This is a genomic window from Microbacterium sp. MMO-56, from assembly GCF_037146215.1.
Classification (GTDB): domain Bacteria; phylum Actinomycetota; class Actinomycetes; order Actinomycetales; family Microbacteriaceae; genus Microbacterium.
The window spans coordinates 97,081-119,492 of sequence record NZ_JBBCVW010000011.1 but is presented as its reverse complement, the minus strand read 5'-3'; the positions used below and the strand labels follow the sequence as shown (position 1 = coordinate 119,492).

The window sequence follows — 22,412 nt, the reverse complement described above, 5'->3', positions numbered from 1 at the left end:
TCGCCCGCCGGATCGCCCGCGGCTTCACCAACTACGACAACTACCGGCTCCGCATGCTCCTGATCGCCGGCGGACTTGACCCCCTCACCCCCACCTAGAATGCGCAGAGCCGGTTTGGGGTCGCGTGGTGTCGCCGTTCTCGAGGCGAGGCGACCGATGGCGACCCCGAACTTGCTCAAGCTGGGGCTAGGTGACCAGTGGCGACCCAGAACTTGCCGAGGTGGTGTGGATGCGGGCGTGCAGGGGGCAGCGACCTCATGGGTGCGCGCGTCCCGCCGGCCATCCATGTTCGGGGTCGCGTGTGGTCGCCCATCGCCGGGTTCGGGGTCTCGTGGTGTCGCCGTTGTCGGGGCGAGGCGACCAGTGGCGACCCCGAACATGCTCGAGCGAGGGTGAGGCGACCATTGGCGACCCCGAACTTGCTCGAGCGAGGGCGAGGCGACCAGTGGCGACCCCGAACGTGCTCGAGCCAGGGCGAGGCGACCAGTGGCGACCCCGAACATGAAGGCGGATGCCACGAGACGCGCCCCGGGCACGAGCCCCGCCCCGGGCACGAGCCCCGCTCCGGGCACGAGCCCCGCCCCGGGCAAGACCCCCGCCCCGGGCCGCCCCCGCCCTCCCCGGGCAAGAGCCCGGACCCCGGCCTGCCTCCGCTCTCCCCGGGTTCAGCCGACGTTCTCGGGGTCGCCGCCGAGCTGACCGATCGGGACGATGGGTCCGCCGTCGTCGGCACCCGTCTTACGGGCCCGGGCGATCGCATTGCCCACGTGGTAGATGACCAGCGCGGCCACCGTGCCGAGGACGATCGCACCGAAGCTGAGGTTCCCGAGGTCCATCGTGAACCCCGCGATCGCGATCACGAACGCCACGGCGACCGTGTACTGGTTCACCGGGCGCGAGAAGTCGACCTGGTTGTCGACCCAGATCTTGATCCCGATGACGCCGATCAGGCCGTAGAGCGCGGTCGTGACGCCGCCGAGCACGCCCGCCGGCATCGCGAAGATCACCGCGCCGATCTTCGGGGAGAAGGCCAGCAGCACGGCGAACGCGCCGGCGACCCAGTACGCTGCGGTGGAATAGACGCGGGTCGCCGCCATGACGCCGATGTTCTCGCCGTAGGTCGTCGTGCCCGATCCACCGCCGAGACCGGCGATCGTCGTGGCGAGCCCGTCCGCGAGAAGGGCGCGGCCGGTGCGGCGGTTGATCGACGGGTCGCCGGTCATGGTCGCGACGCCGCGGACGTGTCCGACGTTCTCGGCGATCAGCACCAGGATGACGGGCAGGAACATCGGCAGCATCGACCAGGCGTGCGCGTCGCCGAAGGCGGGCAGATGGAACTGGGGCAGGCCGATCCACGCGGCGCTCTCGACGCCGGAGAAGTCGATCCGCCCCGTGAAGGCCGCCACGAGGTAGCCGACGACCACGCCGAGGAAGATCGACACGCGTCCGAGGAACCCGCGGAACAGCACCGCGAACAGGATGCACGCGGCGAGCGTGATGACACCCAGCAGGGCATCCTGCTGGAAGTTCGACCACGCCACCGGCGCGAGGTTCAGCCCGATCAGGGCGACGATCGCGCCCGAGACGACCGGCGGCATGAGCTTCTCGATCCAGCCCGTCCCGGTCGCCTGCACGAGGAAGCCGACGCCAGCCAGCAGGATGCCCGTCACGAACACTCCGAGGAGCGCCTGACTGATCTGCTCACCGGTCTCGAGCGCCTTGCCGCCGCCCGGGCCGAGCGCCAGGATCGGCGCGATGAACGCGAACGACGACCCCAGGTAGCTCGGCAGGCGGTTGCCCGTCAGGATCAGGAAGAGGATCGTGCCGAGCCCCGAGAACAGCAGGGTCGTCGACACGGGGAACCCGGTCAGCAGCGGCACGAGGAACGTCGCGCCGAACATCGCCACGACGTGCTGAGCCCCGATCGCGATCGTCGCCGGCCATCCCAGCCGCTCGTGCGGCTTCACGACGGCGCCGGGCTCGACGGTGCGGCCGTCTCCGTGCAGGGTCCAGGTGGGCATGGTCGTGCTCCTCGATCATCGGGTGGGGCGTGGGGTGGGACGGGCGGATGCCGTCGCCAGGCTACCTGGGAGGAGCCTGTGAACGCCGCACGCGCGCCGGGAAAGACCACGCGTCGCGACCGAGGCCGCGCCCGGCCGACCCGCCCGAGGCGAGACCCGAGCCGGCGTACCCGTGCCACCCGTCCGCGACGGACGCCGACCGCTCAGGCGGTGAGCTTCTCGAGCAGCTCGCGGTACTTCGCCGCGGTCCGCTCGACGATCTCGGCCGGCAGCTCGGGCGGCGTGCCCTGCTGGTCCCAGGCGGCGGCGAGCCAGTCGCGCACGATCTGCTTGTCGAAGCTCGCCATCCGTTCGGCCGGAGTCGAGCCGGATGCCCAGGCCGTGGCATCCCAGTACCGCGACGAGTCGCTCGTGAGCACTTCGTCGGCGAGCGTCAGCACGCCGTCGGCATCCGTCCCGAACTCGAACTTCGTGTCCGCCAGGATGAGCCCCGCGGCCTCCGCCGTCGCGGCGGCACGGCGGTAGATCGCCAGCGACAGATCGCGCAGCTCGGCGGCGCGGTCGGCTCCGACCAGCTCCTCCGTGCGGGCGAACGAGATGTTCTCGTCGTGCTCGCCCATCGGCGCCTTGTACGCGGGGGTGAAGAGCGGTTCGGGCAGGCGGTCGCCGTCCTGGAGGCCCGCGGGCAGGGGGATGCCGCACACGGTGCCCTCGGCGACGTATTCCTTCCATCCGGATCCGGTGAGGTAGCCGCGCACGACGCACTCGATCGGCAGCATGTCGAGGGAGCGCACGACCATGGCGCGACCGGCGACCGCGTCGGGGATGAGCGAGACCAGGTCATCGGAGGTGTTCGCCTCGCCGTCTGGGCCGAGGGTCAAACGGTGGCTCGCGGCGAGGTGGTTCGGCACCCGCGGGCCGCCGTCCCCGCCGGCGAGCTGGTCGAACCACCACAGGCTCAGCGTCGTCAGGAGTTCGCCCTTGCCGGGGATGCCGGGGGAGAGCACGTGGTCGAACGCGCTCACGCGGTCGCTCGCGACGACCAGCAACCGCTCGTCCGAGCCCGGAGCGTCGCCCTGCGGGCGGTAGAGGTCGCGCACCTTGCCGGAGTAGACGTGGTCCCACCCGGGGAGGTCGGCGGCGGGTGCGGGGGCGGAGGCGTCGGTCACGCGTCCATTATCGCGGTGAAGCGGCTAGTGGTCGGGGCCCGGCGTCGCACGTCCTCCGCCCGCGCGCGGCTGATAACGTTCCCTCACCGGTGTAGGGCGGCGAAGCGGGGCGAGATGAGCGACAGGACGCGTCGACCGACGGTGAAGGAAGTGGCACGCCATGCGGGGGTGAGCCCGATGACGGTCTCGCGTACGCTCTCCGGCGGGGTCAACGTCAAGCCCGAGGTGCAGGAGTGCGTGCTCGCCGCGGTCGCCGAGCTGGGCTACCACCGCAACGAGAACGCGCGGAGCATCCGCCCCGGTCACTCCAGCGGGCTGATCGGCGTGGCGATCACCAACATCGCGAACCCGTACTACAGCACCTTCGCCCTGGGCGTGGAGGAGGAGGCGGCGCGCGCGGGGCGTCGGATCCTCCTCGGGAACACCTCGGAGGATGCGCGGCGCGAGGGGGAGCTCGTCTCCGACTTCCTGGGCCGCCGGGTCGACGGACTGATCGTCGTCCCCGCGGGCGGCGGCTCCGCGCACCTCGCGCATTCGCAGGCGCAGGGCGTCCCCGTCGTCCTCGCGTCCCGCCGGGTCGACGGTCTCGCGGCCGACAGCGTCGTCCTCGCGGATGAGGACGGAGCCCACCGAGGCGTCGCGATGCTGCTCGAGCGCGGGCACATCCGGGTCGGATACCTGGGCAATTCCCTGTCGATCTTCACCGGGCGGCGACGGCATGCCGGGTACCTGCGCGCCCTCGCGGAGCACGGCATCGCCGTCGACCCCGATCTCGTGCGCGGCGACCAGCAGTCGCTCGACCAGGCCCGCGACGCGACCCGCGCGCTGCTCGACCTGGAGGAGCCTCCGACGGCCGTCTTCTGCGCGAACAACCGGAACTCGATCGGCGCCCTGCGCGAGATCGCCCATCAGCTCGCGCACGGGCGGCGCGACGCGGCGCGCCTGCCGGAGATCGTGAGCTTCGACGACTTCGAGCTCGCCGAGCTCTCGCCGGTCCCCATCAGCGTGATCGACCACGACCCGCGCGAGCTCGGTCGCACCGCTGCCCGCCTGCTCCTCGATCGCCTCGACGACCCGACGGACGACGCCGCACCGCGCGAGATCGAGCTCGGCGTATCGCTGCGCACCGGCCTCGTGCCGTAGGGCGCGCCGTCGGCGTCGCGACCGCGACCGCTCGCGACCGTCCGGCGCCGCACTCCTGTGTTGACGTCGAAGCAGCTCATTGATATCGTTACCAACGCGGGACGAGGGAGCCTCATGGAACTGTGCATCGACTTCGGCGGGACGGAGATCAAGATCGTCGTCGCCGAGGGCGGGGCGGTCGTGGCCGCCGAGCACGTCGCCGTCGTCGGGGCGGAGGCCGACCTCGAGACGGGGGCCGACGCCGCGCGACGACTCTGCGCCCGCGAGGGCATCGAGCCCGACGCGGTGGGCATCGCCGTCCCGGGCGTGGTCGACGTCGCGAGCGGGCGGATGCTGCACGCGCACGAGAAGTACGGCTTCCTCGACGGCGTCGACCTGTCGGCGTGGGGGCGCTCGATCTTCGGTGCGCCCACCGTCGTGGAGAACGACGCGCGCGCCGCCCTCATCGGAGAGGTCGCGGCCGGGTCCGCCAGAGGCGCCCGAGACGTCGTCGCGGTCACCCTGGGTACGGGGATCGGCACCGCCGCGATGGTCGGCGGCGCGCTCGTGCGCGGACGATCCGGCCACGCCGGGATCCTCGGCGGACACGTCACCGTCGACCTGGACGGCCCCCGATGCGCCTGCGGCAACGTCGGCTGCGCCGAGGAGCTGGCCAGCGGACGCGCCCTGCGCGCGTTCGCGCCGCTCACGATGCGCGATCTGTTCGAGCGGGATCACACCGCGCAGCTGCGCGAACGGTTCCTGCGCGTATGGGGCGCCGTCGTCGTCACCCTGATCCGCGCGTACGACCCCGAGGTCGTCGTCCTCTCCGGGGGCGTCCTCCGCGCCGGGCGCGCCGTCTCTGAACCCCTGCGGGCGTATGTGGACGACCACACCTGGCCGTCGATGACCCCACCGCGTGTGGTCGTCGCCGCGCACCCCGAACTGTCCGTCGCCCGCGGTCTGAGCGTCCTGGCGCAGTCCGCGGCGAATCCCCTTCACCGACTGGAGGCGCAGTGAGCACCCCGATCAGCGACATGCACGACGGGCGGACCGATCGCGGCCGCTACGACACGCAGCCCACCGTCCCTCTTCCGGAGGGCGCGCGCATCCTCCGCGGCCCGGGCGCCTGGGTCGCGGCCGCGGAGCGGGCGGCACAGCGGTCGGCGTCTCCGGTCCTCCTGGTCGACACCTACCCGGGTGCCGATGTCGCCGCCGTCACGGAGCTCATCGAGGCGGCGCTGCCCGACTGGACCGTCGTCGACGTGACCTCGGCGGCGCTGCCCGCCGACGTCGTGGACGAGCTCATCGCGCCGAACCTCACCGACGACCGCGTGTTCGGGGTCATGGGCCACTTCGCGGTGGCCGACTTCTACGACCCGTCGCGCCTCGACGCGCTCGCGGCCGGGCTCGGAGCGCGCACGGTCGTGGTGGGCTGGGGAGCCCAGCTGGTCGCCGCGAGGCTGGCGGACCCACCCGTCACGGTGCTCGTGGACATGGCGCGGTGGGAGCTGCAGCTGCGGCAGCGCCGCGGCGCCCCCAACTGGCGTGCCGACAACGGCTCGGAGGACACCCTCCGCAAGTACAAGCGGGGCTTCTTCGTCGAGTGGCGCGTCGCCGATCGGCACAAGCGCACCTTCCTCGACACGGTCGACTTCGTCCTCGACGGCAACGCGATCGCTCCCGCCGAGCCGCATCCCGACGCGGCGCCGGCGGGGATGATCTCCGGTGCGGCGTTCCGCGGTGCGCTGCGCGGGGCGACCGCCCGTCCGTTCCGGGTCGTGCCGTTCTTCGACCCCGGGGTCTGGGGCGGACAGTGGATGAAGAACCTCATCGGGCTCGATCCCGCCAAGGACAACTACGCGTGGTGCTTCGACTGCGTGCCCGAGGAGAACTCCCTCCTGCTGGAGGGGGAGGGCGGCGTCGTCGAAGTCCCCGCGCTCGACCTCGTCTTCGCGCAGCCGGTGGGCCTGCTCGGCGCACGCACGTTCGCCCGGTTCGGTGCCGAGTTCCCGATCCGCTTCGACTTCCTGGACACGATGGACGGCGGCAACCTGAGCCTGCAGGTGCATCCGCTCACGGACTACATCCAGAACACCTTCGGCATGCACTACACGCAGGACGAGAGCTACTACGTGCTGGATGCCGGCGACGATGCGGTCGTCTACCTCGGGACCAAGACCGGCATCGATCGGGATGCCATGCTGCACGACCTCGAGGAGGCGCAGCGCGGCATCCGGCCCTTCCCCGCCGAGCAGTACGTCAACTCCTTCCCCGCGCGCAAGCACGACCACTTCGCCATCCCGGCCGGGACGGTGCACTGCTCCGGGGCGGACTCGATGGTCCTGGAGATCTCCGCGACGCCGTTCATCTTCACGTTCAAGCTGTGGGACTGGGGCCGCGTCGGGCTCGACGGGGTGCCGCGGCCCGTGCACCTCGACCACGGTGCCCGCAACATCCAGTGGGACCGCGACACGGCGTGGGTGGAGGAGAACCTCGTCGGCCGCGTGGATACGATCCACGACGACGGCGGGGTGCTCGAGGAGCGCACCGGGCTGCACGCGCTGGAGTTCATCGAAGTGCGCCGGCACTGGTTCGAGGAGGGTGCCGACCACGACACGGACGGTACGCTCAACGTCCTCAACCTCGTGGAGGGGGACGAGGTGCGCGTGGTGAGCCCGACGGGTGCGTTCGCGCCGTTCGTCGTGCACTACGCGGAGACGTTCATCGTGCCGGCCGCGGTGGGCGCGTACCGCATCGAGCGCACGGAGCGCTCCCGCAGTATCCGCTTCGCCACGGTGAAGGCGTACGTCCGCGGCACCCGCCGATCGGATGACTGAGATCGGCGTCGGATGAGCCCGATCTCTTGCACAGCATCATCCATCTTGATACGGTGAAAACCGCATCTGGTAACGATACCAAATGAACGAGGGAGTTCACATGACCACTCGACGCACGTTCGCCTCGGCGGCGGCCGGTCTTCTGATCGGCGCCGTCGCGCTCGCCGGATGCTCCGGGGGCCCCGGCCCCGCCACGACGGGGGAGACCACCGGCACCCTCGGCTTCTACACCGACAAAGCCGCCTGGAAGCCGGACTTCGAGTCGCTCAACGCGACCAGCGGGAGCGCCGCCGACATCACGCTCAAGACGACGGGCTACTCCGACGCGAACCAGTACGACGCCTTCATCAAGCAGTCCTTCCGCACGGACAAGTCCCCGGGCCTGTTCACGGGGCACACCGGTGAGTCCCTGAAGCAGCTCGTCGACGAGGGGCTCGTGGCCGAGACGACCGACATCTGGAAGAAGGCCATCGACGAGGGATGGGTGAGCGAAGACCTCGCGAAGAGCTACACCTTCGACGGGAAGCAGTACTGCGTCCCGATGAACATCGCCTACTGGATCATGTTCTACAACAAGAAGATCTTCGCCGACAACGGCGTCCAGGTGCCCACGACGTGGGGCGAGCTGAACGCGGCCGCGACCACTCTCAAGGCGGCCGGGGTGACCCCGTACTACCAGACGAGCACCCTGTTCACCTTCCCCTGGTTCCAGCACCTCGTCGCGTCGACGGACCCCGCCCTGTACAGCGGGCTGGCCGACGGCAGCGTGAAGTACACCGATCCGAAGATCGTCGCCATCATGAACACCTGGCTCGACGAGGAGAAGAAGGGCTGGTTCAGCGATGCGGGCAGCTCGACCGATCCCGCGGTGGCGCTGAAGCAGGGCGACTTCGCGATGATCGACTTCGGCACGTTCTTCGCGGGCAACCTGAAGAGTGCGGGCATGACGTCCGACGACTACGGCATGTTCGTCATCCCCGCCGTCAACGGCGACCTCGGCACGACCCCCGTCGCCGTGGAGTCCGGCCCCATGTGCACGGCGGAGAACTCGTCGCAGCGCGATCTCGGACTCGCCTACGCGCAGTGGTGGATGTCTCCGGACGCCCAGACCGCGTGGAACGCCGCGCACGGCGATGTCGCCTTCAACCCGAAGGCGACCGTGGCCGACCCCGCCCTCGCCGAGATCGGCACGGAGGTCTCCGGAAGCGGCTACTCCCTGTACGACCGATTCTTCGAGGCCATGCCGACGGAGATCGTCACGACCGCGATCGAGCAGTTCGGCGCCTTCGCCGCTAACCCGGGCGACCCGCTCCCGTTCCTCGAGAAGATCCAGGCCACGGCCGACAAGTACTGGGCAGGGCAGGGGTAACGCGGCGCATGGCGCACCAGAGGACCCCGTACCAGTGGTCCGCCCGGGGCTTCATCGCCCCGGGCGTGATCCTCGTGGCCGTGCTCCTGTACCTCCCGCTGCTGTGGACGGTGTTCCTCAGCTTCACGCGGTACAACGGGCTCGGCAGCCCCGAGTGGATCGGCCTCGACAACTACGTCGAGATGTTCACCGACCCCGACTTCGTCGGATCCGCGCTGAACACCGTGCTCTGGGTGATCGGCACGCTCGTCATCCCCGTCGGCATCGGGCTCACGATCGCCCTCCTGACCTGGAACCTCTCGGGCGGGATCTGGCTGCGCCTGCCCTTCCTGATCCCGTACGCGCTGTCGGGTATCGGCGTCGGCGTCATCTGGTCGTTCATCCTCTCGTCCGGGGGAGCGCTGGATCAGGCGCTCGCGCTCGTCGGCGTGACCGATCCGCCGCGCTGGCTGCTGGATGCCCCCCTCAACACCGTGGTCATGATCATCGCGTCGGCCTGGCAGGGCGTGGGGGTGAACGCGCTGCTGTTCACGATCGGCCTGCAGGCGATCCCGAAAGAGCCCCTCGAAGCCGCGCGGATCGACGGCGCGGGCGGGGTGCGGCTGTTCACCGGCATCCTCTGGCCCATGCTGCGCCCGCTCACCGCGGTCGTCGTGGGGCTGTCGATCGTGGCCAGCCTGAAGACGTTCGACATCGTCTGGGGCATGACCAAGGGCGGCCCGGGCACGGCCTCCGAGACCCTCGCGCTCACGATGTACAAGGACACCTTCGTCAACAGCGACTACGGACTGGGATCGGCCATCGCCGTCTTCCTCACGGTCATCACGCTCGTCGCCTCGATCCTCTACCTGCGTCAGCAGCTGTCCCCGAAGAACGAGATCTGACATGACGAAGATCCTCCGCATCGGCGTCCTCGTGGTCCTCGGCCTCGTGTGGCTCCTCCCCGCGTACCTCCTGGTCGTCAACGCCATGAAGGACCCGACGACCTTCTCGACCCGAGAGGCATGGGTCCCCACCGATCTCCATCTCGTCGAGAACTTCGCCTCGGCGATCGCTCTCTCGGGCCTCGGCGACAGCATCCTCAGCACCACTCTGTACGCGGTGGTGGCGCCGGCCGTCGCCGTCGCCGTCGGCGCGGCCGCCGGGTTCGCGATCGTCGCGCTGCGGCTGCGGCACGGCTTCGCGTGGTTCGTCGTCATCTTCGGGGGCACGGTCTTCCCCCTGCAGATGGTGCTGCTCCCGCTGTTCGACGCGTACTCGCGCACGTCGCTGTTCGACACGCGGGTCGGGATGATCCTCATCTACACCGCGATCTCGATCCCGTTCGCGGCCTTCGTCATGCGCAACTTCTTCACCGGAGTCGCCTACAACGTCTTCGAGGCCGCGGTCCTCGACGGAGCCACGACCTGGCGGATCTTCACCCGGATGTATCTGCCGATGGCATCCAGCGCCCTCGTCGCGATCTTCATCCTGCAGGCGACGTTCGTGTGGAACGATCTGCTGCTCGGACTCACCCTGAGCCAGTCCGACGACATCCGTCCGATCATCACGACCCTCTCCGGGATGCAGAGCACGTACGGCGGTGCGCAGATGTCGGTCGTGCTCGCCGCCGCGCTGCTGGTGTCGCTGCCGACGGTCATCCTCTTCCTCTGTACCCAGAGATTCTTCGCCAAGGGCCTCGCGCTCGGGCAGTACTGAACCGAAAGAGACCGATGACCTCCGCGATCCCGACCGTGCACGACCTGGCCGCAGACCCGGTGACCCACCACGACGACGACATGATCGCGCCCTCGGGGCTGACGAACATGCTCGGGACGGTGCGGGTCGACCACGATCCGACCGCGATCACGGCGGTGCAGTTCCCGCCGGTGTCGCAGGGGCTGACCCAGACCGCGGCGCTGTTCGTCGACGGCCGGCTGTTCGCCTCGTACGGCGTCCCCGTCACGCACGAGTGGCGGCCCGACCGCGTCGTCCGCCGAGCCCGCCTGGACGACCTCGAGATCGTGACGACCACGGTCTGCGTGCCCGGGCGAGCCGCCGTCGTGATCGACATCGCGGTGCGCGCGCTCGGGGAGTCCGAGCGGCGTGTGCGGATCGGCCTGTCCGCGGCCGCGCGCGTCACCCGAGCCGCGACCGCCTGGCTCGACGCGGAGTCGCCGTCCGGTCTCGATCGCGCGGAGCTGAGGGGCGAGCGGATCGTGTTCTCGTCACCCGACGGCGCGGCGTGGAGCGTGCAGGGGATCGTCGGCGGTCGGGCGGCCCTCAGCGGGGTGGCCGAGCCGTCCCATCCGTTCGACACCGGCATCGGCGGGAACGGGCGCGGCGGCGACCTGACGATCGACCTCGCGGTGCCCGCCGGCGGTGTCGCGCACGCCGGCTACGTCCACGCCCTCGGTGTCGAGGAGAGCGAGGCGGAGTCGACCTACGCCGCCGTCGCGGCGGACGTGCGCGGGGCCGCGGCGGCCGCCGAGGCGTTCTGGAACCACCAGCTCGCCGCGGCCTTCTCTCCCCAGAACGATGAGTTCAGCGGGGCGCTCCCCGTGCTGGAGACCACGTCCGCGCCGCTCCGCCGGATCTACTGGTGGGCCGTGCTCGGTGTGATCTGGTTCCGCCGCGACTTCCCCGGCAACGTGCTCGGGCGCTCGTACGACACCCTGATGCCGAACTACTGGGGGACGACCACCTTCATCTGGGACTACAGCCTCAGCTCCCTGAGCCATGCCCTCCTCGATCCGGGCGAGATGCGCGCGCAGCTCCGGCAGTGGATCACCCTCGACATCCACTCGCACTTCGGGACGTCCTCGCTCACCGGAGGACCGGTGGGGCGCTGGTACTCCGTCAACGACTACGCCATGACCCGGCTCGTGCACGACTACGTCCGGTTCACCGGCGACGTCGCCTTCCTGGGCGAGACGATCGCGGGCGTCACTGTCTCTCAGTGGGTGCGCGCGTGGGCGACCGCGTGGCGGGAACGGCGGGGGGCGGGCCCCCTCGCCGACTACGGCGAGATCGACAACCTCCTCGAGTGCGTGAGCTCGTACACCCACGAGGTGGCGAGCCTCAACGCCGCCAACGTCTGGAGCATGCGGGCGGCGGCCGAGCTGGCGGAGCTCGCGGGGGAGGGAGAGCTCGCGCCGGAGCTGCGCGCCGACGCGGATGCCCTCGTGGGAGCCGTCGTCGAGCGCTACGTCCCGGACGAGGGCGTGTTCCAGGCCGGACAGCCCGACGGCACCCTCCTCACGGTGCGCCACTGCTATGACTTCAGCGTGGTCGGGACGACCATCGCGGACGATCTCTCCCCCGACGTCCGTGCGGGGATGGTGGCGTTCTTCCGCCGCGAGCTGCAGACGGAGAACTGGATGCGCGCCCTGTCGCCCTGGGACCCCGATGCGAGCTACAGCGTGCGCCCGGACCACCAGTGGAACGGTGCGTACCCGGCGTGGCCCGCGGATGCGGGGAGGGCGCTCGCGGCTCTCGGCGCGGGCGAGGTGCTCGTCGACTGGGTGGAGGGCTTGTCGCGCTCGGCCAACCAGGGCCCCATGGGGCAGGCGCACTTCGTAGACGAGGCGGTGCCGTCGATCAACGGGGGTGCGCGCAAGGCGCCCCCGCAGCTCCCGTACATCATCGACTGGGCCTGCTCGTCCTCGGGCGCATGGGTCGAGCTCGTCATCGAAGGCCTGTTCGGCGTCACCGTCGACGCCGGCGGGAGGGTGCGCGCCGGGGGGTGCGTACGCGCCCTGGACCCGCGGGCCGTGCTGCACGGCCTGCGGGTCGGGGACACCCGGTACGACGTCCACGCGGACGGCCGCGTGGAGGTCGTCGCCCCCACCGGGTGAGCGGCGCGGTCGAGTCGCCGACGTCATGATCACGAAGGAGTGGATATGAGAACCGTCCCCATCGCCGCCGCGCTCGCGACGATCGCCCTCACCGCCGGCCTCGGCTCCGGCGCGTCACCGGGCATCGCGGACGATCGCCTCCCCGCGCATCCGGGCCCGCGCCACTGCACGCTCGTCGACCGGACGCTCGAGGCGAGCGTGCGTATCGACACCGGCCGGACGGAGGCGTTCGCCGCCTACGGCGATTCCGGACAGGGATGGACGGGCGGCGACAGCACCTTCTCACTCCCGCTCGGACGGGGGGCCACGGGATGGTTCTTCTCCGACACCTTCCTCGGCCAGGTCGAGGCGGACGGCTCCCGGCCCGCCGATTCCCCGTTCGTCAACAACTCCGTGGTCGTCGAGGATCGCCGGGGGCGGTTCTCGACCGTCACCGGCGGGACCCCCGCCGATCCGACGGCGGTCGTCCCGCCGCCGCGCGAGGGGAGCTGGTACTGGATCGGCGATCCGGCCGCCGGCCCGCGGGGGACCGTCCAGGTTCCCCTCCTGGAGTTCACGAAGACCGGATCGGGGCAGTGGGACTTCGCCTGGACGGCGAACCGGCTCGCCACGCTCGACCGGGACACGCTGCGCGTGGCATCCCTCGTCGACCTTCCCTCGGCCACCGGGATCAACTGGGGCTCGTGGACGCTGGAGGACGGGCGCTTCACCTACGTGTACGGCATCGCCGACCCGGGCGGGGTCCGATCGGCCTACGTCGCCCGCGTGGAGAGTCGGCAGGGCCTCGCCGGGACGTGGGCGTACTGGAACGGCTCGGACTGGTCGGCGGCGGAGGGCGACGCGACACCGGTCGTGCCGTACGTGGCGAACGAGTTCAGCGTCGCACCCTTCCGCGACGGGTATCTGCTTGTCACCCACGACACCTCCGAGCTCTTCGGCTCTCGCATCGTCGCGCGTACGGCCTGCTCGCCCACCGGGCCGTTCACGGATCCGGTGGAGCTCTATCGGACACCGGAGACCGGTGCCGCCGGCAGCTACGCCGACGCCGACGTCTACACCTACAACGCGCACGAGCACCCGGACCTCCGACGCGGCGACCGGCTCCTGGTCACCTACAACGTCAACTCGTTCGACAACGTCGGCGACGTGTACGACGACGTGTCGATCTACCGGCCCCGGTTCTTGGAGGTGCGGCTCACGGTGCGCCCGTAGCGGGCCCGTGGCCGCCGTGCGCCGCGCGGCGCCCTGACCGCCCCCTCCCGCTCAGCGGGGGGTGATGTCGTCGACGAAGGAGAAGGCTTCGGCGATCACCGTCGGCCAGAGGTCGAGGGCGTCGGGGCCGACGAGGACCCACTCGCGCATCGCGCGATCGCGCATCGTCATCCGCTCGGCTCTGCCGGAGGCGTCGAACTCGCTCACGCGCGCCTCGGGCAGCTTCGCGATGAGGCTCTGCCCGGAGGCGAGGAAGGCGAAGACCTTGCCGCGGATGCGCAGGCCCTCGCTGCCGAACATCGGACCGATGTCGACGCCCGGGAGCACCATGTACTCGGCGGCGATGTCGTCGAACACGGCGCGCGGATCCTCGGTCATGGACCGACAGTAGCCGGACGGCCGCGATCGTTGTATAGTCCATCTGGACTAATCGATACGGAGTACTCCATGAAAGACCCGCTGGCCCGGCTGACCCCGCTCGGGGTGGTGCTGCTCGCCCTCCTCCGGGAGGACCCGATGCACCCCTACGAGATGATGCGTCTGATGCGCCACCGGCAGGATCACCGGATGGTCCCGTTCACCAACGGCACGGTGTACCACACCGTCACGCGGCTGGAGAAGTGCGGGCTCATCGCGGAGGTCGGGGTCGATCGCGACGGCAATCGTCCCGAGCGCACGACGTACGCTCTGACGGATGCCGGCAACGCCGCCATCACGGACTGGGTGCGTCGTGAGCTGCCGAGCCTCGGACGCTCCGCCGAGTTCCGTGTCGCGCTCGCCGAGGCGCACAACCTCGGCCGTGACGAGGTGCTGACCCTGCTGCGGACGCGGCTGGCGGCCCTCGCCGTGGAATGCGGCGAGTACCGTGATGCGCTCGCCGGCGCACGGGGCAATGCCTCGCTGGAGCAGTACCTCATCGAGGCCGACCGGCGCAGTGTGCTGCTCCAGGCCGACCACGACTGGCTCGCCGCCTTCATCGAGCGGCTGGCCCGACCCGACTTCGTGTGGGGAACACACGAGAAGACCGACCGTTATCTGGCTCAGAGAGAGGCCGCACGGCAATGACCGAATCCACCACCTCGTCCCGGCAGGCGAAGCCCCCCACCGGGAGCGTGCCCGCCGCCCACAGCCCGTGGCCCGCCCTGTGGGCGCTCGTCATCGGGTTCTTCATGATCCTCGTCGACACGACGATCGTCTCTGTCGCGAACCCCGCGATCAAGGCGGCTCTCGACCCGAGCACCAACAACCTCGACAACGTCGTGTGGGTCACCTCCGCGTACCTCCTGGCCTACGCCGTCCCGCTGCTGATCACGGGACGCCTCGGCGATCGCTTCGGGCCGAAGCGGATCTACCTGATCGGCCTCGCGATCTTCACCCTCGCCTCGCTCGGCTGCGGCTTGTCGTCGAGCCTCGAGATGCTGATCGTCTTCCGCGCGATCCAGGGCGTCGGGGCATCCCTCATGACGCCGCAGACGATGGCCGTCATCACCCGCACGTTCCCGCCGAGCAAGCGCGGCGCGGCGATGGGCCTGTGGGGTGCCACCTCGGGCGTCGCGATGCTCGTCGGTCCGCTGGCCGGCGGTCTGCTGGTAGACGGCTTCGGGTGGGAGTGGATCTTCTTCGTGAACCTCCCGGTCGGTGTGATCGGCTTCGTGCTGGCGTGGATGCTCGTGCCGAACCTCGAGACCCACGAGCACCGGTTCGACATGGTCGGCGTGTTCCTCAGCGCGATCGGGCTGTTCCTCATCGTGTTCGGCCTGCAGGAGGGCGAGCACTACGACTGGGCCGGCTGGATCTGGACCATGATCGGTGCGGGCATCGTCGTCATGGCGCTGTTCATCTGGCAGCAGTCCAAGACGAAGAGCGAGGCGCTCGTGCCGCTGGAGCTCTTCCGTGACCGGAACTTCTCGGTCGCCAACATCGGGATCGCGACCGTCGGCTTCACGGTCACGGCCATGTCGCTGCCGATGATGTTCTTCTACCAGCTCGCGCGCGGGCTCACCCCGACCGAGGCGGCGCTGCTGCTCATCCCGATGGCGATCCTCGCGGGCGTCCTCTCGCCGATCGCGGGGCGCATCCTCGACCGCGTCGACCCGCGGGTGCTGCTCGTGCCCGGGCTGCTGCTGACGACGATCTCGCTGCTCTGGTACGCGTCGCTGATGAACCCCGACAGCGAGACCTGGATGTTCCTGCTGCCGTCGGGCCTCATGGGCATCGCGCAGGCGGGGATGTGGGGGCCGCTCGCAACCACCGCGACCCGCAACCTCGCGCCGCGTCAGGCCGGGGCGGGATCGGGCATCTACAACACGACCCGCACGATCGGCTCGGTGCTGGGGTCGGCGGCGATCGCCGCGTTCATGCAGAACCGGCTGACGGCGAACCTGCCCGCGGCGGGCGGCGCGGGCGGTGAGTTCGGCTCGGGGAAGCTGCCCGACGTGGTCATCCCGGGGTTCTCGACCGCGATGGCGCAGACGATGCTCCTGCCCGCGGCGGTGATGCTGATCGGTGTCGTGGCCGTGCTGTTCATGCAGCGTCCCGCCCACCTCGTCAAGCGCTGACGGCAGGCGTCAGGCCGCAGGCCTCAGGTCTCAGGCCTTAGGCCGCGAGACCGCCCGAATACACGGGTTTCGTCCCCGGAACGTGACATTCGGGCGGTCTCGCGTTGCCACGGAATCAGGTAGTCCCGGAAAGGGATCGTGCTCCTCATGACTGTTCTGCTGACCGTTCAACTCGTCCTCGCGGGCCTGCTCGCCGGCGAAGAGCTCATCGTTCGCTGGGGCATCCAGCCGGCGATCTCCTCCCTCCCCGACGACGCCCACGTGCGAACGCGCATCGCTCTGGTGAGAAGGCTCAAGGTGGTGGTGCCCATCCTGATGGTGCCCACTCTGCTGGCCTCCGTGGCGCTCGTCATCGCCGCCGGCGGCGCTGACGGCTTCGCCTGGCGCATCGCCGGCATGGCGGCGATGGTCGTCTTCGCACTGTCGTCGTTCCTCGGCACCGTGCCGATCAACATGGGCGTCAACGACTGGGATCCCGCCGCCCCTCCCGCGAACTGGCGTCACGTCGTCACCCGGTGGGAGCGCATCGACGTCCTGCGCTCGAGCGCAGCCGCCGCCGGTTTCATCCTGTTCACCGTCGCCCTCGTCGCCCAGCTCGGATGACCGGCGGGACGTCTCCTGACCGTGGTGGTGACAGCTACCCCGCGAGACCGCCCGAATGGACGGGTTTCGCCCCCGGAACGTGACATTCGGGCGGTCTCGCGTGCCCCGGGCGCGTGCCCCGGGCGGGGTGTCAAGGGGGGTCGACCGACCGGGACGGGGGCGGTTAGCGTCGGGGGATGAGAAACGCAGCCCCGATCGCTCTGCTCGCCTGCGCACTCGCGCTGGCCGGATGCTCCGCAACGGAGACCGGCGACCCCACCGACGCCCCGGATTCCGCCGGCGCGGTCGCGGAACCGACTCCGACCCCCACGCGCACGCTCCCGACTCCCGAGGCGGAACCGGATCAGGCGGGGATCGCGGTCTTCACGGGCGAACCCGGCAGCAGCATGGCGTCCACCACGGGCCCCGCCCTCCTCGGCGAGGCCTTCACGATCGAGGCCGCCTGCGAGGGGGATTCCTTCGCCTACCGCGTCCTCACGGCGGATCCCTCCGACTCCGGACGCACTCTGCTCACCGGCACGATCGACTGCGCCGATCCCGCCTCGTCCTTCATCGCGAGCCCCGGTTACCGTGGACCGGTGCAGGTCTCGTTCGTCCGCACCGACTCCGTCACCGCGGCCTGGGTGCGGGTCATGAACGTCGACCCGCCGTTCTGATCCCCGTCAGTCCGCGACGAGCGCGGCGATGTCCGACCGGAAGTGCGCGCCCTCCAGCGAGATCTCGGCGAGGGCGGCGTAGGCGCGTGCACGCGCCGTCGCGAAGGTGTCCCCGGTCGCGACGACGTTGAGCACGCGTCCGCCGGTCGCCACGAGCCGGCCGTCGCGTTCGGCGGTCGCGGCGTGTGCGATGTGCACGCCGGGGTGGGATGCCGCGGCGTCCGCGCCCTCGATGACGCGGCCCGTGATCGGGCTCTCCGGGTATCCCGCGCTCGCGAGGACGACGGTGATGGCGGCCGTGTCGGCGAAGGTCGGGGCAGGCTCGTCCTCGAGGTGGCCGCCGGCGGCCGACATCAGCAGGCGCGACAGCGGACTCGTCATCCGCGCGAGCACGACCTGGGTCTCGGGGTCGCCGAAGCGCGCGTTGAACTCGATCACCTTCACGCCGTCGTCGGTGAGGATGAGCCCGGCGTACAGCAACCCGATGAAAGGTGTCCCTTCGGCATCCAGGGTCCGGATGACGGGCTCGGCGACCGTGCGGGTGACCTCCTCGACGAAGGCTTGCTCGCTGCCGAAGCGCTCGGCGAGCCAGGGCAGCGGCGAGTAGGCGCCCATGCCGCCGGTGTTGGGGCCGGCGTCGCCGTCGTAGGCGCGCTTGAAGTCCTGGGCGGGGCTCAGGGCGCGCACGGTGTCGCCGTCGCTGACGAAGAAGAGCGAGACCTCCGGCCCGGAGAGGAACTCCTCCACGAGGACGGGACCCGTCGGCAGATACGCCTCCGCGTGGGCGAGGGCGGCGGCGCGGTCGTCGGTGACGACGACGCCCTTGCCTGCCGCGAGGCCGTCCGCCTTCACGACGTAGGGCGCGCCGAAGTCGTCCAGGACGGCGGTCGCCTCGGCCAGGGTCGCCGCCCGGACCGCGCGGCCGGTCGGCACGCCCGCGGCGTCCATGATCCGCTTCGCGAAGGCCTTCGAACCCTCCAGCTGGGCGGCGGCGCGACCGGGGCCGAACACGGGGATGCCGCGCTCGCGGAGCGCGTCGGCGACGCCGGCCACGAGGGGGGCCTCGGGGCCGACGATCACGAGGTCGATCTGCGCGTCGTTGGCGTAATCCGTGACCTGGGCCGGATCCTCGGCGACGAGCCCCTCGACGATCGTCGCGTCGGCGGCGATGCCCGCGTTGCCGGGGGCGGCGAAGAGCTCGTGACCGTCGCCCTCCGCCTTCAGGGCGAGGAGGATGGCGTGCTCGCGGGCACCGGAACCGAGGACGAGTATGCGCACCCGGTCAGCCTACCGAGGGTGTGGCGCGGCCTCGCGGTTCACATCTCCGGAATGCCGTGACCCCGCGGCGGTCCGTGCCGCGTGCTGCCGCGGTGCGGCGGGGGCCGGGGGCCCGTTCTTCCGGAGTTGTGAACGGGCTACCGTGGAGACATGGCCCGCAGGATCTCGACCGACGACGGCCGTGCCGCCCTGGCCGCCGTCGACGCCGCCCGCGCTGACGGCGCGGCACCGGCCCGCCCCGATCTCGCGGCGGCGGTGCGCTACCTGTTGCAGCTGCTCGCCGAGAAGGCGCCGGGCAACACGGTCGAGGTGCGGGTTCCGCCGTTCGGCGCCGTCCAGGTGATCGAGGGGCCCCGGCACACCCGCGGCACGCCGCCGAACGTCGTCGAGACGGATGCCGACACGTGGATCGACCTCGCGCGAGGGGTCGAGGAGTGGTCGGACGCCCTCGCTGCCGGTCGCATCCTGGCGTCGGGCACCCGCGCCGATCTCGCCGGGCTGCTGCCGCTGCGCCCCTGATCCCGCCTCAGACGGTGACGACGATCTTGCCGCGGGTGTGGCCCTCCTCGAGCGCGGCGTACGCGGCCGCTCCCTCGTCGAGCGGATAGGTCGCGGCGATCTCGACCCGCAGCTCGCCGTCGGCGACGAGCCGGGCGAGCTCGCCCAGCTGCGCGGCGTCGGGTCGCACCCAGACGTAGTGCCCGCCGAACTCGGTGCGGGCGCGGGCGTCGGCGATCGAGACGACGGTGCCGCCGTCGGCGAGCAGCGCCGGGACGCTGTCGAGCGACGCGCCGCCCGCGAAGTCGACGATGACGTCGTACCCCTCCGGGGCGAGGGCGCGCGCGGCCGCCTCGAGCCCGTCGCCGTACGAGACGGGTTCGGCGCCGAGGTCGCGGAGGTAGTCGTGGTTGCGCTCCGATGCCGTGCCGACCACGCGGGCGCCTCGGCGCGCGGCGAGCTGCACGCCGATGGATCCGACGCCGCCGGCGGCTCCGTGGATGAGCACGGTCTGTCCGTCCCGCACGCCCGCGCGGTCGAGGGCCTGCAGTGCGGTGAGGCCCGTGAGGGGGAGCGCCGCGGCCTGCTCGAAGGAGAGGCCGTCGGGCTTGTGCGTCGCGGTGCGCACGGGCACCGGCATGAACTCGGCGAGCGAGCCGTGTTCGACGACGTCGGCGCGGGCGTACGCGAGGACGGCGTCGCCGACGGCGAACTCCGGGGTGTCGAGCCCGGTCTGCTCGACGATGCCGGCAACGTCCCACCCGGGCACGGCGGGAAGCCGGGTGTCGAGGAGCCCGCGCAGGTAGCCCTCGCGGATCTTGTAGTCGACGGGATTGATCCCCGCCGCGACGACGCGGACGACGAGCGTGTCGGGGCCGTTGTGCGGCCGCTCCTGCTCCGTCAGGTGGAAGCGGTCGTTGCCGCCGAACTCCGAGTAGACGAGTGCCTTCATGCTGCGTGCCAACCGGCGCCCCGGCGCCGGCATTCCCCCGCCCGCCGACGCCCTCGCGCGCGAGGTGGGACAATGGGGGGATGACCGAGTCGGCGCAGCACCGCATCGAGACCGCGCACGTGCGCCGCAGTCCGCGCTACACGATGTTCTTCCTCGTCGGCGCGATCCTGGGGGCGCTCACGGCCCTCGCCCTGACGTTCGGCTTCCACGGGTCGGAGCAGGCGAGCCCCACGACGCAGGCGCAGTACTCCGTGTCCCAGGTCTTCGGGTTCCTGTGCCTCGTCTGCATCCCCGTCGGCATGGCGCTGCTCGGTGCCGTCGCGCTGGTCATCGACCGGCGGATGTCCCGCCGCGCGCGAGAGGTGCGGATCGACCACGAACGGGTTCAGGTCCACCGGCCCGACGACGAGCCCGACACGACCCTCCCCGCGTGATCCCCGCGTAGCGCCCGGCCGTCGCGCTCAGGCGATGTCGGCGATGACGGGGCCGATCGCCGCGTCGAAGGCCACGACGTCGCTGCGCAGCGAGTCGGTGACGGCGATGGTGAGGGCGCCGATCCACCACACCCCGCGCTGGGTGAGCGGGAGCACCTGGACGTTGAGCTCGAACGAGTGCGCGCGCCGCCCGGCCTGCCGCTCGTGCTGGGCGATGGCACTCGCGTACGCGCGGTAGGAGGCTCCGGTGCCGATCCCGGCGCGATAGCGCGCGTGCGCCGCGCGGGCGTAGTCGACGGCCTCGGCGCCGAGGGGGGCGATGGCCTCCGCCAGCTCGGCGAAGCCCTCCGTCGGGAGCGCCACGAGTGTGTCGAACTCCTCGACGAGCTCGAGGGGGACCGGTGACGGATGCGCCTGGGGTTCCACCGTCATCTCCCAGTACGAGCGCCACTGGCGGTCGAGACTCGTCGTGTCGGTGAACTCGTCCGGACGGTCCACCGGCGCGCCCCGGAGCTCCGGCAGCTCCTCCGGGAAGCGCACGCCGAGGGCCTGGCGCACGTAGAGCGCGACCAGGACGGGCACGCCGGCGTCCTCACGCACGACCCACTCCGGTGCTCCCGCCGCTGCCATGCCGCCATCCTAGGGACCCGGCGCCGGCGCGAGATCGGATCCGCCGGGCGTCCCGCGGCCGGCGGGACCTGCGCAGGGGTGGCGGGCCGGTAGTGTGGGGGTGTGGCCCAGCCCCCACAGAACCCCTATTCCGAAGCCGGCGTCGACACCGCGGCGGGCGATCTCGCCGTCGAGTTGATGAAGTCGGCCGTTCGCCGCACCCACGGCCCCGAGGTCCTCGGCGGTGTGGGCGGGTTCGCCGGACTGTTCGACGCCTCGGCGCTGCGCACGTACGCGAAACCGCTGCTCGCCACGAGCACCGACGGCGTGGGCACGAAGGTCGCCATCGCGCAGGCCCTCGACATCCACGACACCATCGGTCAGGACCTGGTCGGCATGGTGGTCGACGACATCGTCGTCGTCGGTGCGCGCCCCCTCTTCATGACCGACTACATCGCGTGCGGCAAGGTCGTGCCCGACCGGATCGCGGGCATCGTACGCGGCATCGCCCTCGGCTGCGAGCTGACCGGGACGGCCCTCGTCGGCGGCGAGACGGCCGAGCACCCCGGACTGCTGGGCCCGGACGACTACGACGTGGCGGGCGCCGCGACGGGTGTCGTCGAGGCGGACGAGGTCCTCGGTGCCGAGCGCGTGCAGGACGGCGACGTCGTGCTCGCCCTGGCCTCCAGCGGCCCGCACTCCAACGGCTACTCGCTCATCCGCCACATCGTGAGCCGGAACGGCGTCGCGTATGGTGCGGATGCGCCGGACTTCGGCCGCACGTGGGGCGAGGAGCTCCTCGAGCCCACGCGGCTGTACACCCTGCCGTTGCTGCGCCTGCTCGATCGGGTGCCCGGCGCCGTCCACTCCCTCAGCCACGTCACCGGCGGCGGCATCGCCGCGAACCTCGCGCGCGTCCTGCCGCAGGGCACCTGGACCGAGGTCGACCGGTCCACCTGGTCGCCCGCGCCGGTGTTCCGCGTGCTGGCCGACCTCGGCGCCCTGCGCCTGGAGGACACCGAGGGCACATGGAACCTCGGGATCGGATTCCTCGCGGTCGTCGCGGCGGATCGGGCGGATGCGGCCGCGGACGTGCTGCGCGCCGAGGGCATCGCGACCTGGCAGGTCGGCGTCGTCCGCACGGGCACGCCGCCCGAGGACGGCCACGGACACTTCGAGCAGGGCGCGAAGGGCGTCGACGGGGGCGCCGTGCGTCTCGTCGGCTCGTACGCAGAAACGGACTGAGCTACCCCAC

The 22,412-nt window shown here is 71.1% G+C and carries 21 protein-coding genes; 15 read left to right on the top strand and 6 right to left on the bottom strand.

The window, feature by feature from the left end:
* Positions 1-665 precede the first annotated feature (665 nt).
* The gene (locus tag WFI00_RS11315; RefSeq protein ID WP_336632318.1) at positions 666-2,021 is read right to left on the bottom strand and encodes a uracil-xanthine permease family protein; all 1,356 of its coding nucleotides are present in this window, start codon (positions 2,019-2,021) and stop codon (positions 666-668) included.
* A gap of 203 nt (positions 2,022-2,224) precedes the next feature.
* Positions 2,225-3,190 (bottom strand): phosphoribosylaminoimidazolesuccinocarboxamide synthase, encoded by a 966-nt coding sequence (locus WFI00_RS11310; RefSeq protein ID WP_336632319.1) that lies wholly within the window; start codon positions 3,188-3,190, stop codon positions 2,225-2,227.
* A gap of 114 nt (positions 3,191-3,304) precedes the next feature.
* On the opposite strand from WFI00_RS11310, the gene WFI00_RS11305 reads away from it, so the two are divergent.
* From WFI00_RS11305 to WFI00_RS11270, 8 genes are all read left to right on the top strand, one after another.
* A complete protein-coding gene (locus tag WFI00_RS11305; protein ID WP_336632320.1) occupies positions 3,305-4,333 on the top strand; it encodes a LacI family DNA-binding transcriptional regulator in 1,029 nt (342 codons plus the stop codon).
* 114 nt (positions 4,334-4,447) lie between these two features.
* The gene (locus WFI00_RS11300; protein ID WP_336632321.1) at positions 4,448-5,332 is read left to right on the top strand and encodes an ROK family protein; all 885 of its coding nucleotides are present in this window, start codon (positions 4,448-4,450) and stop codon (positions 5,330-5,332) included.
* A complete protein-coding gene (locus tag WFI00_RS11295; RefSeq protein WP_336632322.1) occupies positions 5,329-7,152 on the top strand; it encodes a class I mannose-6-phosphate isomerase in 1,824 nt (607 codons plus the stop codon). Before WFI00_RS11300 ends, WFI00_RS11295 begins: the two co-directional genes overlap by 4 nt.
* Before the next feature lie 100 nt (positions 7,153-7,252).
* Positions 7,253-8,521: an ABC transporter substrate-binding protein gene (locus tag WFI00_RS11290; protein ID WP_336632323.1), complete on the top strand. Its 1,269-nt coding sequence runs from the start codon at positions 7,253-7,255 to the stop codon at positions 8,519-8,521.
* A gap of 8 nt (positions 8,522-8,529) precedes the next feature.
* A complete protein-coding gene (locus tag WFI00_RS11285; protein WP_336632324.1) occupies positions 8,530-9,405 on the top strand; it encodes a carbohydrate ABC transporter permease in 876 nt (291 codons plus the stop codon).
* Position 9,406: 1 nt separating this feature from the next.
* Complete coding sequence (locus tag WFI00_RS11280; protein WP_336632325.1) at positions 9,407-10,219, top strand: carbohydrate ABC transporter permease; 813 nt, start codon at positions 9,407-9,409, stop codon at positions 10,217-10,219.
* 14 nt (positions 10,220-10,233) lie between these two features.
* Positions 10,234-12,357, top strand: coding sequence for a hypothetical protein (locus tag WFI00_RS11275; protein ID WP_336632326.1), 2,124 nt, complete (start codon positions 10,234-10,236; stop codon positions 12,355-12,357).
* Between the two features lie 45 nt (positions 12,358-12,402).
* Positions 12,403-13,569, top strand: a complete 1,167-nt coding sequence (locus WFI00_RS11270; RefSeq protein WP_336632327.1) for a DUF4185 domain-containing protein — start codon at positions 12,403-12,405, stop codon at positions 13,567-13,569.
* A 51-nt stretch (positions 13,570-13,620) separates the two neighbouring features.
* Here WFI00_RS11270 and WFI00_RS11265 read toward each other — a convergent pair whose 3' ends face one another.
* Positions 13,621-13,947, bottom strand: coding sequence for a TfoX/Sxy family protein (locus tag WFI00_RS11265; RefSeq protein WP_336632328.1), 327 nt, complete (start codon positions 13,945-13,947; stop codon positions 13,621-13,623).
* A gap of 69 nt (positions 13,948-14,016) precedes the next feature.
* Between WFI00_RS11265 and WFI00_RS11260 the strand changes: the two genes are divergently transcribed.
* The 4 genes from WFI00_RS11260 (at position 14,017) to WFI00_RS11245 (ending at position 17,386) form a co-directional block, all read left to right on the top strand.
* Positions 14,017-14,634, top strand: a complete 618-nt coding sequence (locus tag WFI00_RS11260) for a PadR family transcriptional regulator (RefSeq protein WP_336632329.1) — start codon at positions 14,017-14,019, stop codon at positions 14,632-14,634.
* Positions 14,631-16,127, top strand: a complete 1,497-nt coding sequence (locus tag WFI00_RS11255; protein WP_336632330.1) for a DHA2 family efflux MFS transporter permease subunit — start codon at positions 14,631-14,633, stop codon at positions 16,125-16,127. Before WFI00_RS11260 ends, WFI00_RS11255 begins: the two co-directional genes overlap by 4 nt.
* A gap of 147 nt (positions 16,128-16,274) precedes the next feature.
* Positions 16,275-16,730: an anthrone oxygenase family protein gene (locus WFI00_RS11250; RefSeq protein WP_336632331.1), complete on the top strand. Its 456-nt coding sequence runs from the start codon at positions 16,275-16,277 to the stop codon at positions 16,728-16,730.
* Between the two features lie 176 nt (positions 16,731-16,906).
* The gene (locus tag WFI00_RS11245; protein ID WP_336632332.1) at positions 16,907-17,386 is read left to right on the top strand and encodes a hypothetical protein; all 480 of its coding nucleotides are present in this window, start codon (positions 16,907-16,909) and stop codon (positions 17,384-17,386) included.
* Positions 17,387-17,392: 6 nt separating this feature from the next.
* Here the strand turns inward: WFI00_RS11245 and purD are convergent, their stop codons facing one another.
* The gene (purD, locus tag WFI00_RS11240; RefSeq protein WP_336632333.1) at positions 17,393-18,664 is read right to left on the bottom strand and encodes a phosphoribosylamine--glycine ligase; all 1,272 of its coding nucleotides are present in this window, start codon (positions 18,662-18,664) and stop codon (positions 17,393-17,395) included.
* A gap of 150 nt (positions 18,665-18,814) precedes the next feature.
* On the opposite strand from purD, the gene WFI00_RS11235 reads away from it, so the two are divergent.
* Positions 18,815-19,183 carry a sterol carrier family protein gene (locus WFI00_RS11235; RefSeq protein ID WP_336632334.1) on the top strand — a complete coding sequence of 123 codons (369 nt, stop codon included), beginning with the start codon at positions 18,815-18,817 and terminating at the stop codon, positions 19,181-19,183.
* Positions 19,184-19,190: 7 nt separating this feature from the next.
* Here WFI00_RS11235 and WFI00_RS11230 read toward each other — a convergent pair whose 3' ends face one another.
* Entirely contained in the window at positions 19,191-20,114 is a 924-nt protein-coding gene (locus WFI00_RS11230; protein WP_336632335.1) for an NADP-dependent oxidoreductase, read from the bottom strand.
* An 80-nt stretch (positions 20,115-20,194) separates the two neighbouring features.
* On the opposite strand from WFI00_RS11230, the gene WFI00_RS11225 reads away from it, so the two are divergent.
* Positions 20,195-20,548 (top strand): potassium transporter Trk, encoded by a 354-nt coding sequence (locus WFI00_RS11225; protein ID WP_336632336.1) that lies wholly within the window; start codon positions 20,195-20,197, stop codon positions 20,546-20,548.
* Between the two features lie 27 nt (positions 20,549-20,575).
* Here the strand turns inward: WFI00_RS11225 and WFI00_RS11220 are convergent, their stop codons facing one another.
* Positions 20,576-21,178 carry a zinc-binding alcohol dehydrogenase gene (locus WFI00_RS11220; RefSeq protein WP_336632337.1) on the bottom strand — a complete coding sequence of 201 codons (603 nt, stop codon included), beginning with the start codon at positions 21,176-21,178 and terminating at the stop codon, positions 20,576-20,578.
* Positions 21,179-21,280: 102 nt separating this feature from the next.
* Between WFI00_RS11220 and purM the strand changes: the two genes are divergently transcribed.
* Positions 21,281-22,402, top strand: coding sequence for a phosphoribosylformylglycinamidine cyclo-ligase (gene purM, locus WFI00_RS11215; RefSeq protein ID WP_336632338.1), 1,122 nt, complete (start codon positions 21,281-21,283; stop codon positions 22,400-22,402).
* The last annotated feature ends 10 nt before the right edge of the window (positions 22,403-22,412 follow it).